Genomic DNA, 14,411 nt, shown 5'->3' with positions numbered 1-14,411 from the left:
GTGTTCTCCAACTATCTGATCGGTCTGCGCGAGGGCCTCGAAGCCAGCCTGGTCGTCTGCATCCTGATCGCCTACCTGGTCAAGACGGGGCGCCGGGACGCCATCCGGCCCATCTGGATCGGCATCGCCATCGCCGTGCTGATCGCGATGGGCTTCGGCAGCGTCCTCGAATTCGGCTCCCAGGAGCTGACGTTCGAGGCGCAGGAGGCCCTCGGCGGCTCGCTCTCCGTCGTCGCCGTCGGCCTGGTGACCTGGATGGTCTTCTGGATGCGGCGCACCGCCCGGCACCTGAAGTCGGAGCTGCACGGCAAGCTGGACGCGGCCCTCGCCATGGGCACGGGCGCCCTGGTCGCCACCGCGTTCCTCGCCGTCGGCCGGGAGGGCCTGGAGACCGCCCTGTTCGTGTGGGCCTCGGTGCACGCGGCCAGCGACGGCACCCCGCGGCCCCTGATCGGCGTGGCGCTGGGCCTGGCGACGGCGGTCCTCCTGGGCTGGCTGTTCTACCGCGGCGCCCTGAAGATCAACCTCGCGAAGTTCTTCACCTGGACCGGCGGCATGCTGGTCGTCGTGGCCGCAGGCGTGCTGGCGTACGGCTTCCACGACCTTCAGGAGGCCGACTGGCTCCCGGGCCTGACCCACCTCGCGTTCGACATCAGCGACACCGTCCCGCCGGACAGCTGGTACGGCACCCTCCTCAAGGGCGTGTTCAACTTCCAGCCGGACCCGACCGTCCTTCAGGTCACGGTGTGGCTGCTGTACCTGATCCCGACGCTCGCGCTGTTCTTCGCCCCGGTAGGGTTCGCCTCCGGGAAGGGGAAGGTGAAGACACCTGATGAGCAGGGATCGCGGCCCTCGAAGGCTCCGCAGGCTTGAGCGAAGCGCACTGATTGCGGCCTCGGTGACCGCTTTGTCGTTGACGGCGAGCGGTTGTGTGGTGGTGCACGGGGAGCGCGAGGTGCTCCCCTCCTCCACCCGCGCCGAAGCGGCCAAGGCGCTCGAGCAGTTCACGTCCGCGTACAACAAGGCGGACAAGGCGTACGACAGTTCGCTCGACGCCGACCATGTCACCGGCGCCCTGGGCGACATCGACGCGGCCCGCCTCAAGGCCGGTCACACGCTCAGCCCGTCCGGCAATCCGGCGCACACACCGCTGCAGCTGACCGACGTGACGTACACGATCCCCAAGAAGGCAGGCTGGCCCCGCTGGTTCGTCGCGGAGGCCCAGGGCAACAAGGGCGGCAACCTGCACTGGCTGCTGGTGTTCCACCGCGACGGTCTGGGCCGGCCGTGGAAGGTGGCGTATCTGACGCTCATCCGCCCCGGCACGCTGCCGAAGGTGAAGAAGGACACGGCCGGCTGGGCCGAGACCGTACCGGTGAACTCCACCGAATTCGCCGTGCCGCCGGGGGACTTGAGCAAGGACTACGCGGCGTACCTGAAGAACGGCGGGAAGGCCTTCGCCCCGGGTCCGCACACCGACCAGTGGCGCGCCCAGCGCAAGAAGCTGTCCAAGAAGCCGGGCCTGGTCACGCAGTTCATCGACGAGCCGCTGATCAGCGGCAGCTACGCCCCGCTGGCGCTGCGCACGGCGGACGGCGGCGCGCTGGTGTTCTTCACCAACCGCCGCTACGAGAAGCAGACCGCCGCCACGGGCACCTCGATCCCCGCACAGACCGCGAGCGTGAAGGCACTGACCACCGGTGAGATCAAGCAGTCGCTGACGCTGGAGTACATGTCGAACGGGGTGGCTCTGGACCCGCCACGGGGCGCGGGCAGCGACCAGGTGTCGGTGTTGTCCCGGCTGGAGGGCCTGACCTCTGCGCAGGGGTCCTAGAGCCGGTACTCAACCTGCAGGCCGGTGGGGGCTGCTCGCGCCCGCGCGGCGGAGCCGTACATCGGCACAGCCCCGCGCCCCTTTGGGGCGCTCTCAGTGCCGAAGGGGCCAGCCCGCACCGGCGTGGTCGGGCTCCTCGCCCGCATACCGCGCACCGGCGTCCGTGAGGATCTCGAGCAGGCTCAGCGGATCCGGCAGCGGATGCTCAAGGCCCCGTACCCAGTGCACGCTCTGGTCGCCGGGCAGCCGGGCTGGCGGTACGAGGACGTACGAGCCACGGCAGTGCCACCGCAGCCCCGGATGCTCGTCCATCGTCTCCGGGTGGCAGTCCAGCTCGCACGGCCACCACTCGTCCTCGTCCTCGGGGGTACCCCGGGTAAGGGTGAAGAACAGCAGGCGTCCGTCGTCGCTCTCGGCGACGGGGCCCACCTCGATCCCGGACGCGAGCAGCCGCTCCAGCGCTTCCCGGCCCGCCTCCAGAGGCATGTCGAGGACGTCGTGCACCATGCCGGTCGCGGTGATGAAGTTGGCCTGCGGCTGGTGGCGGGCCCAGCGCTCGATCTGGGCGCGGTCGGTGGTGGACTGCGTCTGCCAGGCGAAGGACACGGGGTGCCGGGCGGGGGTGGGACAGCCCACGCGGTCGCAGGAACAGCGGTAGCCGGGGGCGGGGTGCGCGGCGGGGGCGAGCGGCAGACCCGCTCCGGCGGCGGCGAGCAGCAGGGCCTCACGGCCGCCGTCGTCGGCGCCGGTCTCCTTCGGGCGGCGGCCACGCAGCCACTGGGAGAGTTTGCCCTGCCGGCCGTTCCGGCCGCCCAACTCCGCGCTCATCTATCACCCTCGCCTCGCTGTCGTGCGCAACAGCATGCCCTATGGTCCCACCGCGCCGTGCTCCGGGGTGCCAGAAGGGACATCCGGGGTACGAGGGGCAAGACCGTGCAGGGCGTACTCGACGAGGGTGTCGGTGTAGGCGTACGAGATCGGTCCCGTGTGCTGCAGCCAGCGCTGGGCGAGGGGTGAGACGAAGAGCTCCAGGGCGATGCGCGGGTCGACCTCGGGGCGGACCTGGCCTGTTTCCTGCGCGGAACGCAGCCGGTCGACGTACAGCTGGAGCGAGGGTTCGAGGAGCTTGGCCACGAACTCCCGGCCGAGCTGCTCGTTGACGAGGCCCTCGGCGGCCAGCGCCCGGGACGGCACCTCGAACCGGGGGTCCTTCAGCTGGTCGACGGTGACCCGCAGCACGGCCTTGAGGTCGGCGGCGAGGTCGCCGGTGTCCGGGATGACGTACGGCTCCTGGCCCGCGTCCCGCGCCGCCCGCGCGCTGAGGTCGAGGAACGCCTCCAGCAGCACGTCCGCCTTCGATCCCCACCACCGGTAGATCGTCTGCTTGCCGACGCCGGCCCGGGCGGCGATGCCCTCGACGGTCGTCCTCGGGTAGCCGATCTCACCGACCAGCGCGAGGGCGGCGTCGTAGATCGCGCGACGGGACCTCTCGCTGCGGCGGGTGGCGTCGGGGGCGGGCTTCTTGACCATGGAGCGACGGTACCGGCTCGTGGTGCGACGGCTTGCGGTTCTACGACGGGGAGGTGTACGGCGGCCAGGGGTCCCCCCAGTCCGCGTTACGGGCCGCCTTGTAGAGGTCGCCGTGGCGTTTGGTGACCGTGGTGCGGCCGAGGGAGGGTTCGGTCTCGCACAGGTCCAGGAGCACTTGGCCCTTGCGGATCTGGGGTTTGCGTACGACGCGGTGGGGCGCCGGGGCGACCGGGAAGCGGGCGGCGGCGACATAGCTGAACTTCTCGTCCTCGTACGGCAGGGAGCCGCCCTTGACCTGGCGGTGCAGGGAGGAACGGCTGACCCGTGCCGCGAAGTGGCACCAGTCCGCGCCGGGGACGATCGGGCAGCCGGCGCTGTGCGGGCAGGGGGCGGCGATGTGGAACCCGGCGGCGATCAGGCGGTCGCGGGCCTCGATGACCCGGGCGTAGCCGGCGGGGGTGCCGGCCTCGACGATCACGACGGCCTGTGCGGCGGCCGCGGCTGCGTCGACGAGGGCGGTGCGGTCGGGTTCGGTGAGTTCGTTGAGGACGTAGGAGACGGTGAGGAGGTCCGTGGCGTCCAGGGTGAGGGCGGCGCCGATGCGGGCGCGGCGCCAACTGGCCTGTTGCAGGGCAGGGTTGGCGGCGGCGATTTGCTTGCCGAGGGCGAGTGCGGGTTCGGCCCAGTCGAGGACGGTGACGGGGCGGGTGCCGTCCCAGGTGGCGGTGACGGCCCAGGTGGCGGCGCCGGTGCCACCGCCGAGGTCGGTGTGACTGCCGGGTGTCCAGCCGGGCACGGCGTCGGCGAACGCCTCCAGCGCGGAGTGCGCGGCCTCGAAGGTGGCGGGCATGCGGTAGGCGGCGTAGGCGACTACGTCTGCGCGGTCGCGGAGGATGGGGGCGTCGGTGGGGGTGGCTCCGCGGTAGTTGGCGATGAGGCGGTCGACGGCCTGGGCGGCCTGCCTGGGCGGCAGCCCGTCGAGGAGGCCGGCAAGACTGCGGCGCAGGGCTTCGGCCGGGGCTACGGGGTCGTTCACCCACCGATTCTATTTCGCCCCCGCCGCCCCTACCCGTCCCGTACCGGGGGCCAGCCCCCGGACCCCCGCTCCGCAAACGCCGGAGGGGCTGGATTGTGGCGGGAGGGGCTGATTTTTCGCCGGCCGGGGTTTGATCTTTCAGCCCGTCCGGCGTTTGAGGACGAGGCCGTTCAGGCCGAAAGCGGGGGTCTGGGGGCGGCAGCCCCCAGGGACGGGAACGGGAAGGGGCGGCGGGGGCGAGATCAAGCCCCGGACGGGCTGCGGTACACCGCCCGTGCCAGGTGGGTCGCCGCTGCCGCGCGGGGGCGGCTGTCGGGGCCCCGCCGCCGCGGATGCACCGCATTCGCCAGCAGCACCAAGAACGTGTCCGTCGCCGGATCCAGCACCACCGACGTCCCCGTGAACCCCGTGTGCCCCGCCGCCCCCCGCCCCACCAGCTCCCCCATGAACCACGCCTGGTCCACGGCGAAGCCGAGCCCCGGCGGGGTCAGCAGCAGTTCCACGAAGTCCGTGCCCAGGATGCGGGCGGGCCCGTAGGAACCGCCCGCGAGGAGCGTGCGGCAGAACACCGCCAGGTCACGCCCCGTCGAGAACAGGCCCGCGTGGCCCGCGATACCGCCCAGCGCCCACGCGTTCTCGTCATGGACGACCCCACGCACCATCCCCCGGTCGACCTTGGCCCACGGCCGCCGCTGATCCTCCGTCGCCGCCGCCCCGGGACAGGGCCCGAAGTCCGTCGACAGCATCCCCAGCGGACGGGTGATCCCGTCATGGATCAGGACGTCCAGGGTCCGCCCGGAAACCCGTTCCAGCACGAACTGCAGCAGCAGAAAGTTGAGGTCGGAGTACGTGTACGTGCCGGGCACCCCGATCGGCACCTCCGCCCGCAGCCTCTCCAGCCGCTCCGCGTCGTCGGCACAGTCGTACAGCGGAAGTTCGGGCCGCAGCCCGGAGGTATGGGTGAGCAGCTCCCGCACGGTGATGCCGTGCCGGACCGCCCCGCGGAACTCGGGCAGATACGCCCCGACCCGAGCATCGATCCCGAGCGTGCCCCGCTCGATCTGCTGCACGGCGGCGACCGCGGTGAACAGCTTGGTGAGGGAGGCCAGGTCGACGGGTGTGTCGACGGTCATCGGGACCCGGTCCGCGGGCGGGAGCTCCACACCGCGGTCGGTGTCGGGGTCGTAGGCCGAGTACCTGACGGCCCAGCCCGCCGCCTCCTCGACGGCGATCACCGGTCCCCGCCCGGCGACGACGACGGTGCCCGCGGCCCAGGGGTGGTCGCCGGTGGTGAGGTCGTGGACCTCCTGGACGAGGTGGCGGAGCTCGCCGGGGTCGAGTCCGGCCCGCTCGGGACTGTCCCTGCGCAGTCTCGGTGCGCTCAGCTCCCCGCTCCTTCCACGCTCGTACGCCCGCTCCGGGTTCGGCACATTCCCACGAAGCAGCCCAGTGCCACCAGCGCCGCGGCCAGTTGGACGACGGCCATCGGGACGGCGGTGTGCTCTCCGGCGATCCCGACCAGCGGCGAGGCGACGGCGCCTATGAGGAACGAGGAGGTGCCGAGCAGCGCGGACGCCGACCCGGCGGCGTGCTTGGTGCGCATCAGGGCGAGGGCCTGGGCGTTGGGCAGGGTCACCCCCATCGCGGACATCAGGACGAAGAGGGCCGCGGCGACGGGCGCCAGGCCGACCTTGCCGAAGACCCCGGTGGACATGAGCAGCAGGGCGGTCGCGGCGGCGATGACGACGAGCAGGCCCGCGCCCAGCGCCCTGTCCAGGCGGACCCTTCCCACCAGCAGCTTTCCGTTGATCTGGCCCACGGCCACCAGCCCCACCGAGTTCAGCCCGAACAGCAGGCTGAACGTCTGCGGGGAGGCGCCGTAGATCTCCTGGATCACGTACGGCGAGGCCGATATGTAGGCGAAGAGTGCCGCGAACGCGAACCCGCCGGCGAGCATGAACCCGCTGAAGGGCAGGTCGCTGAGGAGGCGGCGCATCGAATGCAGGGCCTCGCCGACTCCGCCGCCGTGCCGCTCGGCCGCGGGGAGGGTCTCGGGCAGTTTCGTCCAGACGAAGGCGGTCAGCACCGTGCCCACCACCGTGAGCACCACGAACACACCCCGCCAGTCCGTCACCCGCAGGATCTGCCCGCCGATCAGCGGCGCGACGATCGGGGCGACCCCGCCGATCAGCATGAGGGTGGAGAAGAAGCGGGCCATCGCCACGCCGTCGTACAGGTCGCGGACCACGGCCCGCGCGATGACGATTCCCGCCGCGCCCGCCAGTCCCTGCGCGAGCCGGAACGCGACCAGCAGCTCGACGGTCGGCGCGAAGGCGCACAGGACGGTCGAGACGACGTAGGCGACCATGCCGATCAGCAGGGGCCGGCGGCGGCCCCAGCGGTCGCTCATCGGGCCGGCCACCAACTGTCCGAGCGCCATCCCGAGCAGGCAGGCGGTGAGCGTGAGCTGGATGGTGGCCGCGGGTGCGTGCAGGGAGTTCGTGACCTCGGGGAGCGAGGGGAGGTACATGTCCATCGCCAGCGGGGGCGTCGCGGTGAGGCCGCCGAGGATCAGGGTGACGAGCAGTCCGGTACGGGGATGGGTACGGGCGGGGGCCGGTTCCGCTTCCGGCCCGGCCGCCTGTTGTATGTGCGGTGTCGACATGTCCGGTGTCGACGCCCCCTGCTCGGGCATGTGCCCCTCCCTTTCCGAGTGCTACGTCCCTATGGTCTCAGCTCGCACACAGTGCCGAATGTCACTTGCCCTCGAGCCGCCGGGACCCGGATGGCGGACGCTCTCGTCCCGTATGCCGGACCCTCGCCTACGCTGCGGGCCCATGAATGCCATGGAGACCGAGAAGCAGGCAACCGGCGGGCAGTCGAGGATCGCGGTGGTGACCGGTGCCGGCTCCGGCATCGGGCGGGCGGTTGCCGTGGAGCTGCTGCGTGCGGGCTGGTCGGTGGCGCTGGCGGGGCGGCGCCCCGAGACGCTGGAGGAGACGGCGGCGCTGGTGCCGGGCGGCGCCTCTCTCGCCGTACGGACCGACGTCTCACGGCCGGAGGACGTGGCCGCACTGTTCGCGGCCGTGGTCGAGCGGTTCGGGCGGGTGGATCTGCTGTTCAACAACGCGGGGACGTTCGGTCCCGGCGGGGTGCCGGTCGAGGAGCTGGAGTACGAGGCCTGGCGGCATGTGGTGGACACCAACCTCAACGGGGCGTTCCTGTGCGCGCAGGCGGCGTACCGGCAGATGAAGGCGCAGGACCCGCAGGGCGGACGGATCATCAACAACGGATCGATTTCCGCCCATACGCCTCGGCCGCACTCCGCCGCCTACACGGCGACCAAGCACGCGCTGACCGGCCTGACGAAGTCGCTTTCGCTGGACGGGCGGCCGTACCGCATCGCGGTCGGGCAGATCGACATCGGCAACGCGGCCACCGACATGACCGCGCGGATGCAGACGGGAGCGCTGCAGGCCAACGGCGAGATCGCCCCCGAACCGGTGATGGACGTCGCCGATGTGGCGCGCACGGTGCGGCACATGGCCGAGCTGCCGTTGGAGGCGAATGTGCAGTTCGCGACGGTTCTGGCGACCGCGATGCCGTATGTGGGCCGCGGCTGACCTGACCTGCGGATCCTCCAATCGTCAACTTGCACAAGCGGAATTAGTGCGTCCGGACCATTGCAGCCGGTCATGGACCTATGCTCAAATCTCCTCCACAAGAGCTTCACACTTGGGGGAGTGCAGTTCCGTAGGCCAAACCGAGGGGGGAGACGGCAGCCGTTCCATCGCACCGGGCTGGGGGTGGATCTCGCGCGGGACCGCGAGGTGCGCACCGGTGCGTGGAACGGCTGCCGCGAACGTCAGTTGGCGTGCCTGCCGCTGCCCTTGCCGCGTCTGCGCAGCGCCCAGACGCCACCCGCGAGCAGCGCGATCGAGCCGCCCGCGCCCTCCAGCAGCCGCCAGGCCGAGGGGTCGTCCGACCCCGCACCCGGGGCGCCGGCCGCCGCCCGGGCCGTCTTGCGGGTGGGTGTCACCCTGGCCCCGCCCTCGCTGAGCGGCTCGACCAGCGTGCCCACCGGTTCGGCCGAACCGCCGTGTGTGAAGCCCCAGTCGAGCAGCGCGGCCGTCTCCTCGTAGACGGCGTTGGAGCCGCTCTTGGGGTGCATCACGGTGGCCAGCAGGGTCCGGCCGCCGCGGGTGGCGGCACCGGTGAAGGTGTTGCCGGCGTGGCTGGTGTAACCGTTCTTGACGCCGATCAGTCCGTCGTACGTCTTCAGGCCCCACGCGCCGGTGAGCAGCCGGTCGGTGTTCTGGATCTGGAAGGTCTTTGTGCCGCCGGCCGGGAAGTCGGCGATCCTGGTGTGGCAGTACTCGCGGAAGTCGGCGTTCTTCAGGCCGTGCCGCGCGAAGAGGGTCAGGTCGTAGGCTGAGGACAGCTGGCCCTTGTGGTCGAAGCCGTCGGGGCTGACCACATGGGTGTCCAGCGCCTGCAGGTCCTCGGCCTTGGCCTGCATCTCGGCGACCGTCTTCGCCACTCCCCCGTTCATGTGGGCAAGCACATGAACGGCGTCATTGCCGGAGCGGAGGAAGACGCCCTGCCACAGCTGCTCGACGGTGTACGTGATCCCGGGCTTGACCCCGACCAGGCTGGAACCGGCCGGGATGTCGGCCAGGTCGGCGTCGGTCACCTTGTATCGCTGACCGCGCTGGAACTTCTTCAGGACGGTGTCGGCGAACAGCATCTTCAGTGTGGACGCGGGCGGCAGGCGCCGGTGCGCGGCGAACGAGGCGAGCACCTCTCCGCTCTCGCAGTCGGCGACGATCCAGGCACTTGCGGTGAGTTTCCCGGGCAGACCTGTGGCGCCGCTCACCTGAATTCCCTTACGGGCGAGTCGCTCACCGCCGACGACGGTACCGGCAGCGGATGCGGGAGTCGCCGAGGCAAGCGGAATGGCGGCTGCGGCAAGGCCGAGAGCGGCACGCCGGGACAGCGGAGAAGAACCGTGCATCCCGGGACCGTAACACCCACCCAACAGCAGTTTCCTGGCAGTACGCCGTCTACCGCGCAGGAATTGCCTGTCTTACGGAATTCTGACCCGGCAACCGACTTTCTCAGTCCTGACACACCTTTTGCTCAGTCCGGCTCAAAGCTTTCTCCCTGGATTGTGGCAGCGCCCGCAGCGGGCGCCGAGAATCTTCGACGCACGGGACGTTCGGCGTATGTCTCAAGCGAACTGGGCCAGAAAGAAGGCGGCCCTGGTCGTCGCACGACTCGCGGTGGAGGCGCCGCGCGGCATCGACCTCGCCATCGAGGACGGCGACCAGCTCGACCGGACCTCGCCCGGATCAGTGAGGCGAAGCCGACCATCCCGCTCGGCGTGACGCCCGCCGAGCGGCGCGAGCGCGCGGCCGAGGCAGCGTCGCGATCGCCGCGCCCTGGTGAAGCGGCCGACGGTGCTGCTGGCCGACGAGCCCGCCGGCAAGCTCGACGAGGGCACCCGCGGCAACGTCATGGCCCTGCTGGAGGGCCTGTGGCGCGAGCTCGGCCTGATGTTCGTCATGGTCACCCACGACTCGTCCATCGCCCGCCGGGCCCCGCGCCTGGCGACCATCAAGACGGGCCGGATCACTCTGACGGAACAGGGCGTGCACTCCTGACGGGGCCGCCTCTCACCGTCCGAGCACGACGAGAGGGCCGCTCACCGTCCGAGAATCCGGTCGACCTCGGCCAACTGCGCGGCGGTGAGTGGCCCCTTCGCGATCGCGCCGGCGTTCTGCTCGGCCTGCGCGACCGAACGGAAGCCGGGGATCGGGACGGCGCGCGGACTGCGCGCCCACAGCCAGGCGAGGGCGCCCTGGGCCGGCGTACGGCCGCCGCTGGTGAGGATCTCCCGGAGCGCGTCGATACGGGCCACCCAGTCCGCGTCGGCTCCGGAGCCCTCGCTGAAGCCCTCCAACCAGGCCGGCGGCCTGCTGCGGATGTCGCCCGCCTCCAGAGCGCCTTGCCGCCGCCCCGCCAGCAGTCCCATGGCCAGCGGGCTGCGGTTGATGCTCGCGAGCCCCGCCTCCTCGCACAGTGCGAACATCTCGGGCGCGTCCTGCAGCACGTTGGCCGCATGCTGCACGGCCGCGCAGTGCTCCCCCTCGGCGAACACGGCGGCACGGGCCGGGTCGTCGGTGCTCCAGGCGTAGCCGCGGATCAGCCCCTCCCGCACGAACTCCTCGCACAGGTCCCGCAGTTCGGCGGCCCGCTCGGGGTCGGCGTCGGAGATGTGCAACTGGTAGAGGTCGACGTAGTCGGTGTCCAGCCGCTTCAGCGACGCGGCCAGCGCGCGGCGGGCGTGCGCCGGGGAGTCGTCGCTGCCGGTGAGGGTGCGGGTCTCCTCGTCGAAGACGTTGCCCCACTTCGTGGCCACGACGACGTCGGCGCGGCGCTTGCCCAGCGCCCGCCCGAGGATGCGCTCGCTGTGTCCGGTGCCGTAGGTGTCCGCGGTGTCGAAGAAGGTCACGCCGAGATCGAGGGCGCGCCGGATCGCCCGTACGGACTCGTCGTCGTCGACCTTGCCCCACCCGAGCGGCCGCCCCTCCGTGTCCTGCCACTCGCCTCCGACGGCCCAGCAGCCGAAGCCGAGAGCGCTTACTCCGATGCCGCTGCGACCGAGGGTCCTGTTCGTCTCCATGACCGAGAACGGTAGGAGTTGGAGCGCGCACGAAGGCAAGGGGTCGTACGCATCTACGTGCGTTTGTGCGGGTGGCTTACGCCTGGCCGGTCTCGAAGCGGGAGATGCGGCCGTCGTCGTCGACGGTGAAGTTCCAGCGGGTGCGCATCTCGCCCCAGGCGTCGTTGCGGTAGTGGGCGAGGAGGGCGCGGCCGCCCTGGGATTCGTTGTCGACGTCCAGGTGACCGTTGGAGGAGAAGATCTCCCGGTCGATCCAGTCGGCGAGGTCCCGGTCGGCGCCGTCGTCCGCCATGGTCGCGTCCTCCGTGAGGAGGGCCAGGAAGGCGTCCCGGTCGTGGGCGTTGACGGCGGTGACGAACGCGCGGACGGCCGGGTCGCTGAGTTTGGCTGGCTGAATCGTCATGCCAGCAGATTCACACCGCCCGCCGGGACCCGCCACCCGAACGGCTGCGCGGAGGGGTCCGGGAGGTGTGAGGAGTGGGACGGTGGACACGCGGAGGGGAGTGTTCCTGTTTACCGGAACCCGTTGCACGTCCCCGTCGTGCGTCCCCGTCGTGCGTCCCCGTTGCTTGTCCCCGTTGCTTGTCCCCTTGTCTGTCCCCATTGTCTGTCCCAGGGAGAAATCATGAGCTCTTACGACCGGCGTGATCTGGGCCTGCTGCTGCTCCGGCTGGGTACCGGCGGCGTGCTGGCGGCGCACGGCGCGCAGAAGCTGTTCGGCTGGTTCGGCGGACACGGCATCGAGGGAACCGGCCAGTTCATGGAGTCGGTCGGCTATGCGCCGGGCAAGGCGAGCGCCACGGCGGCGGGTCTCGCGGAGGCCGGCGGCGGCACCCTGCTGGCGCTGGGCCTCGCGACCCCGGCGGCGGGCGCGGCGGCGGCCGGCGCGATGGCCGGGGCGTCCGCGGTGCACGCCCCGAGCGGCTTCTTCAACGCGGAGGGCGGCTACGAGTACGCGGCCTCCCTCGCCCTGGCCGCCACCGGCCTCGCGGTCGCCGGCCCCGGCCGTCTCTCCCTCGACCATGCGCTCGGCCATGTCTTCGACCGCGGCTGGATGGTCCCGACGGCACTCGGCGTGACGGCGGCGGCCACCGCGCTGGTCGTGGGGGCGCGGAACAAACGGCTGCGGGACAGGAAGCAGCCGGACGAGCAGGAGGCACTGTTCGCGGAGGAGGAGGCGCTGTTCAGGGAGTGACCTCGTTTCGGGCAGGCTGGGTCCATGACTGATCAGCCCCTGCCTCCCGCGACCCCGACCTCCCCGGCCTCCCCCGACGTCTGGGCAGCCATCGACGACCTGTGGACCTGGCTCGACGAGAACCGTCCGCACGGCGGCCAGGAGGGCATGCTCCTGCGCATGCTCAAGCTGTCCGAGGAGGTCGGCGAGGTCGCGGAGGCGGTGATCGGCGCGACCGGCCAGAACCCGCGCAAGGGGATCACCCACACCTGGGAGGACGTCCAGGGCGAACTCTGCGACGTCGTCATCACGGCTCTGGTGGCCCTGCGCACACTGACACCGGACACCCGTGAGGTGTTCACCCGGCACCTGGCGAAGGTGACCACGCGCTCCCTGGGGCCGTCCGCGTAGCCGTGCGGGCACGGGAATCGGGCGGACGGTCTGGCGTATCGCGTGCCGCGGTCCGGATACTGACGCCGTATCCGATCCGAGACACACGGCGCACAGCGTTCCGGGGGGGCTGACATGGTGGCAACGTCGTACTGGGCGGGCGAGCCCGGCGAGGAACTCCTGGACGAGACCGTCGGATCACTGCTGCGCCGTGCGGCCCGGCTGGCACCGGAGACGGTCGCCCTGGTCGAGGGGGTGCCGGATGCCGCCGGGCGCCGCCGGTGGACGTATGCCGAACTGCTCGACGAGTCCGAGCGCGCGGCGCGGGCCCTGCTCGGCCTTTTCTCACCGGGCGATCGGGTGGCCGTGTGGGCGAACAACATCCCGGAGTGGGTGATCCTCGAAATGGCCGCCGCCCTCGCGGACATCACGCTCGTCACGGTCAACCCGGCCCTGCGAGAGGCGGAGTTGCGCCACGTTCTCGGCCATTCCCGGTCGGCCGGCGTCTTCCTCCTCCGCGAGTACCGCGGCAACCCGATGGCCCGCACGCTGGCCGACATCCGCGCGGACCTGCCCGATCTGCACACGAGCGTGCTGTTCGAGGACTGGGCGGAGTTCTGCGCCGAGGCCTCCCCCGACCGCGCGCTGCCCGAGGGGGACGCCTCGGCGCCGGCCCAGATCCAGTACACCTCGGGCACGACCGGCATCCCGAAGGGCGTGATCCTGCACCATCGCGGCATCACCAACAACGCGCGCCTGGCCTACGTCCGCACCTTCGGCCTGCAGCCGGGCGAGGCGGTGCTCAACCCGATGCCGCTGTTCCACACGGCGGGCTGCGTACTGGCCACCCTGGCCTCGGTCATCAGCCTGGGTACCCATGTGCTGCCCCCGTACTTCGAGCCGGGCCTGATGCTCGAACTCGCCGAGTCCGAAAGCTGCGTGATGCTGGGCGGCGTGCCGACCATGCTCATCGCCATGCTCGAACACCCGGCACTCCCCCGCACCGACCTGTCGTCCCTGCGGTTCATGCTGTCCGGCGGCGCCTCGGTCCCACCCGAACTGGTCCGCCGGATCGAGGAGGCTTTCGGCGTCCCGATGGCCATCATCTACGCCCAGACCGAGGCGTCCCCGGGCATCACGATCACCCGCCTCGACGACACCCCCGACGACCGCGCCCACACGGTGGGCAAGCCCCTCCCCCTGTCCGAGGTGAAGATCGTGGACGCGGCGGGAACGCCCGTACCCCCCGGCACCACCGGCGAACTCTGCACCCGCGGCTACCACGTCATGACCGGCTACCTCGACGCCCCGGACGCGACCGCCGCCGCCGTCGACGCCGACGGCTGGCTGCACACCGGCGACCTCGCCTCGATGGACGAGCGCGGCTACTGCCGTATCGAAGGCCGCCTGAAGGACATGATCATCCGCGGCGGAGAGAACATCTACCCGCGCGAGATCGAACAGGTCCTGGCCGAACACCCCGCGGTCGCCGAGGCAGCGGTGGTGGGCCTCCCCGACCCGGTCTGGGGCGAACGGGTCGCGGCCTTCATCCGCCTCACCCCCGATCACACGGCGGGCGGGACGGTGGACGAGACCGTGCTGGAGAAGGAACTCTTCGACCACGTCCGCGCCCACCTGGCCCCGCACAAGACGCCCCGCACCTGGGTGTTCGTCGAGGGCTTCCCCCTGACCGGCTCAGGCAAGATCCGCAAGAACACGCTCCGGGAGGAGTACGTGGCGGGCCGGCCGCCCAAGTGACGTC

The 14,411-nt window shown here is 71.2% G+C and carries 15 protein-coding genes and 1 pseudogene; 8 read left to right on the top strand and 8 right to left on the bottom strand.

What is annotated here, in order from left to right; all coding sequences use genetic code 11:
* Together efeU and ACIBW9_RS04345 are read left to right on the top strand one after the other, a co-directional pair.
* Nucleotides 1–873, top strand: coding sequence for an iron uptake transporter permease EfeU (efeU, locus tag ACIBW9_RS04350; protein ID WP_398951052.1), 873 nt, complete (start codon nucleotides 1–3; stop codon nucleotides 871–873).
* The gene (locus ACIBW9_RS04345; RefSeq protein WP_398951050.1) at nucleotides 833–1,834 is read left to right on the top strand and encodes a hypothetical protein; all 1,002 of its coding nucleotides are present in this window, start codon (nucleotides 833–835) and stop codon (nucleotides 1,832–1,834) included. Before efeU ends, ACIBW9_RS04345 begins: the two co-directional genes overlap by 41 nt.
* Nucleotides 1,835–1,927: 93 nt before the next feature.
* On the opposite strand, the gene ACIBW9_RS04340 is transcribed toward ACIBW9_RS04345, so the two are convergent.
* From ACIBW9_RS04340 to ACIBW9_RS04320, 5 genes are all read right to left on the bottom strand, one after another.
* The gene (locus tag ACIBW9_RS04340; RefSeq protein ID WP_398951048.1) at nucleotides 1,928–2,662 is read right to left on the bottom strand and encodes a bifunctional DNA primase/polymerase; all 735 of its coding nucleotides are present in this window, start codon (nucleotides 2,660–2,662) and stop codon (nucleotides 1,928–1,930) included.
* 39 nt (nucleotides 2,663–2,701) lie between these two features.
* Nucleotides 2,702–3,364, bottom strand: a complete 663-nt coding sequence (locus ACIBW9_RS04335) for a TetR/AcrR family transcriptional regulator (protein WP_398951046.1) — start codon at nucleotides 3,362–3,364, stop codon at nucleotides 2,702–2,704.
* Between the two features lie 40 nt (nucleotides 3,365–3,404).
* Nucleotides 3,405–4,400, bottom strand: a complete 996-nt coding sequence (locus ACIBW9_RS04330) for a small ribosomal subunit Rsm22 family protein (RefSeq protein ID WP_398951044.1) — start codon at nucleotides 4,398–4,400, stop codon at nucleotides 3,405–3,407.
* Between the two features lie 242 nt (nucleotides 4,401–4,642).
* Nucleotides 4,643–5,830: a serine hydrolase domain-containing protein gene (locus ACIBW9_RS04325; RefSeq protein WP_398951042.1), complete on the bottom strand. Its 1,188-nt coding sequence runs from the start codon at nucleotides 5,828–5,830 to the stop codon at nucleotides 4,643–4,645.
* Nucleotides 5,782–7,095, bottom strand: coding sequence for a multidrug effflux MFS transporter (locus ACIBW9_RS04320; protein WP_398951040.1), 1,314 nt, complete (start codon nucleotides 7,093–7,095; stop codon nucleotides 5,782–5,784). The genes ACIBW9_RS04325 and ACIBW9_RS04320 overlap by 49 nt, the downstream gene beginning before the upstream one ends.
* Before the next feature lie 142 nt (nucleotides 7,096–7,237).
* On the opposite strand from ACIBW9_RS04320, the gene ACIBW9_RS04315 reads away from it, so the two are divergent.
* On the top strand, nucleotides 7,238–8,023 hold the full coding sequence (locus ACIBW9_RS04315; RefSeq protein ID WP_398951038.1) for an SDR family oxidoreductase: 786 nt from the start codon (nucleotides 7,238–7,240) through the stop codon (nucleotides 8,021–8,023).
* A 242-nt stretch (nucleotides 8,024–8,265) separates the two neighbouring features.
* Here the strand turns inward: ACIBW9_RS04315 and ACIBW9_RS04310 are convergent, their stop codons facing one another.
* The gene (locus tag ACIBW9_RS04310) at nucleotides 8,266–9,414 is read right to left on the bottom strand and encodes a D-alanyl-D-alanine carboxypeptidase family protein (protein ID WP_398951036.1); all 1,149 of its coding nucleotides are present in this window, start codon (nucleotides 9,412–9,414) and stop codon (nucleotides 8,266–8,268) included.
* 211 nt (nucleotides 9,415–9,625) lie between these two features.
* On the opposite strand from ACIBW9_RS04310, the gene ACIBW9_RS04305 reads away from it, so the two are divergent.
* On the top strand, nucleotides 9,626–9,787 hold the full coding sequence (locus ACIBW9_RS04305; RefSeq protein WP_398952147.1) for a hypothetical protein: 162 nt from the start codon (nucleotides 9,626–9,628) through the stop codon (nucleotides 9,785–9,787).
* Nucleotides 9,772–10,063 (top strand): annotated as a pseudogene (locus tag ACIBW9_RS04300) (ABC transporter ATP-binding protein); the annotation flags it as partial. The gene ACIBW9_RS04305 and the pseudogene ACIBW9_RS04300, both read left to right, overlap by 16 nt.
* A gap of 41 nt (nucleotides 10,064–10,104) precedes the next feature.
* Here the strand turns inward: ACIBW9_RS04300 and ACIBW9_RS04295 are convergent.
* Both ACIBW9_RS04295 and ACIBW9_RS04290 read right to left on the bottom strand, forming a co-directional pair.
* Nucleotides 10,105–11,085 (bottom strand): aldo/keto reductase, encoded by a 981-nt coding sequence (locus tag ACIBW9_RS04295; protein WP_398951034.1) that lies wholly within the window; start codon nucleotides 11,083–11,085, stop codon nucleotides 10,105–10,107.
* A 76-nt stretch (nucleotides 11,086–11,161) separates the two neighbouring features.
* Entirely contained in the window at nucleotides 11,162–11,488 is a 327-nt protein-coding gene (locus ACIBW9_RS04290; RefSeq protein WP_398951033.1) for a nuclear transport factor 2 family protein, read from the bottom strand.
* 222 nt (nucleotides 11,489–11,710) lie between these two features.
* Here ACIBW9_RS04290 and ACIBW9_RS04285 point away from each other — a divergent pair, with 222 nt between their 5' ends.
* The 3 genes from ACIBW9_RS04285 (at nucleotide 11,711) to ACIBW9_RS04275 (ending at nucleotide 14,407) form a co-directional block, all read left to right on the top strand.
* Nucleotides 11,711–12,280, top strand: a complete 570-nt coding sequence (locus ACIBW9_RS04285) for a DoxX family protein (protein WP_398951031.1) — start codon at nucleotides 11,711–11,713, stop codon at nucleotides 12,278–12,280.
* Between the two features lie 24 nt (nucleotides 12,281–12,304).
* Complete coding sequence (locus tag ACIBW9_RS04280; protein ID WP_398951030.1) at nucleotides 12,305–12,670, top strand: MazG-like family protein; 366 nt, start codon at nucleotides 12,305–12,307, stop codon at nucleotides 12,668–12,670.
* Between the two features lie 114 nt (nucleotides 12,671–12,784).
* Entirely contained in the window at nucleotides 12,785–14,407 is a 1,623-nt protein-coding gene (locus ACIBW9_RS04275) for an AMP-binding protein (RefSeq protein WP_398951028.1), read from the top strand.
* Nucleotides 14,408–14,411 lie beyond the last annotated feature (4 nt).

The organism is Streptomyces sp. NPDC049541 (genome assembly GCF_044465725.1).
In the GTDB taxonomy this organism is placed as follows: Bacteria; Actinomycetota; Actinomycetes; order Streptomycetales; family Streptomycetaceae; genus Streptomyces.
This window is presented reverse-complemented; position numbering and strand designations above follow the sequence as displayed.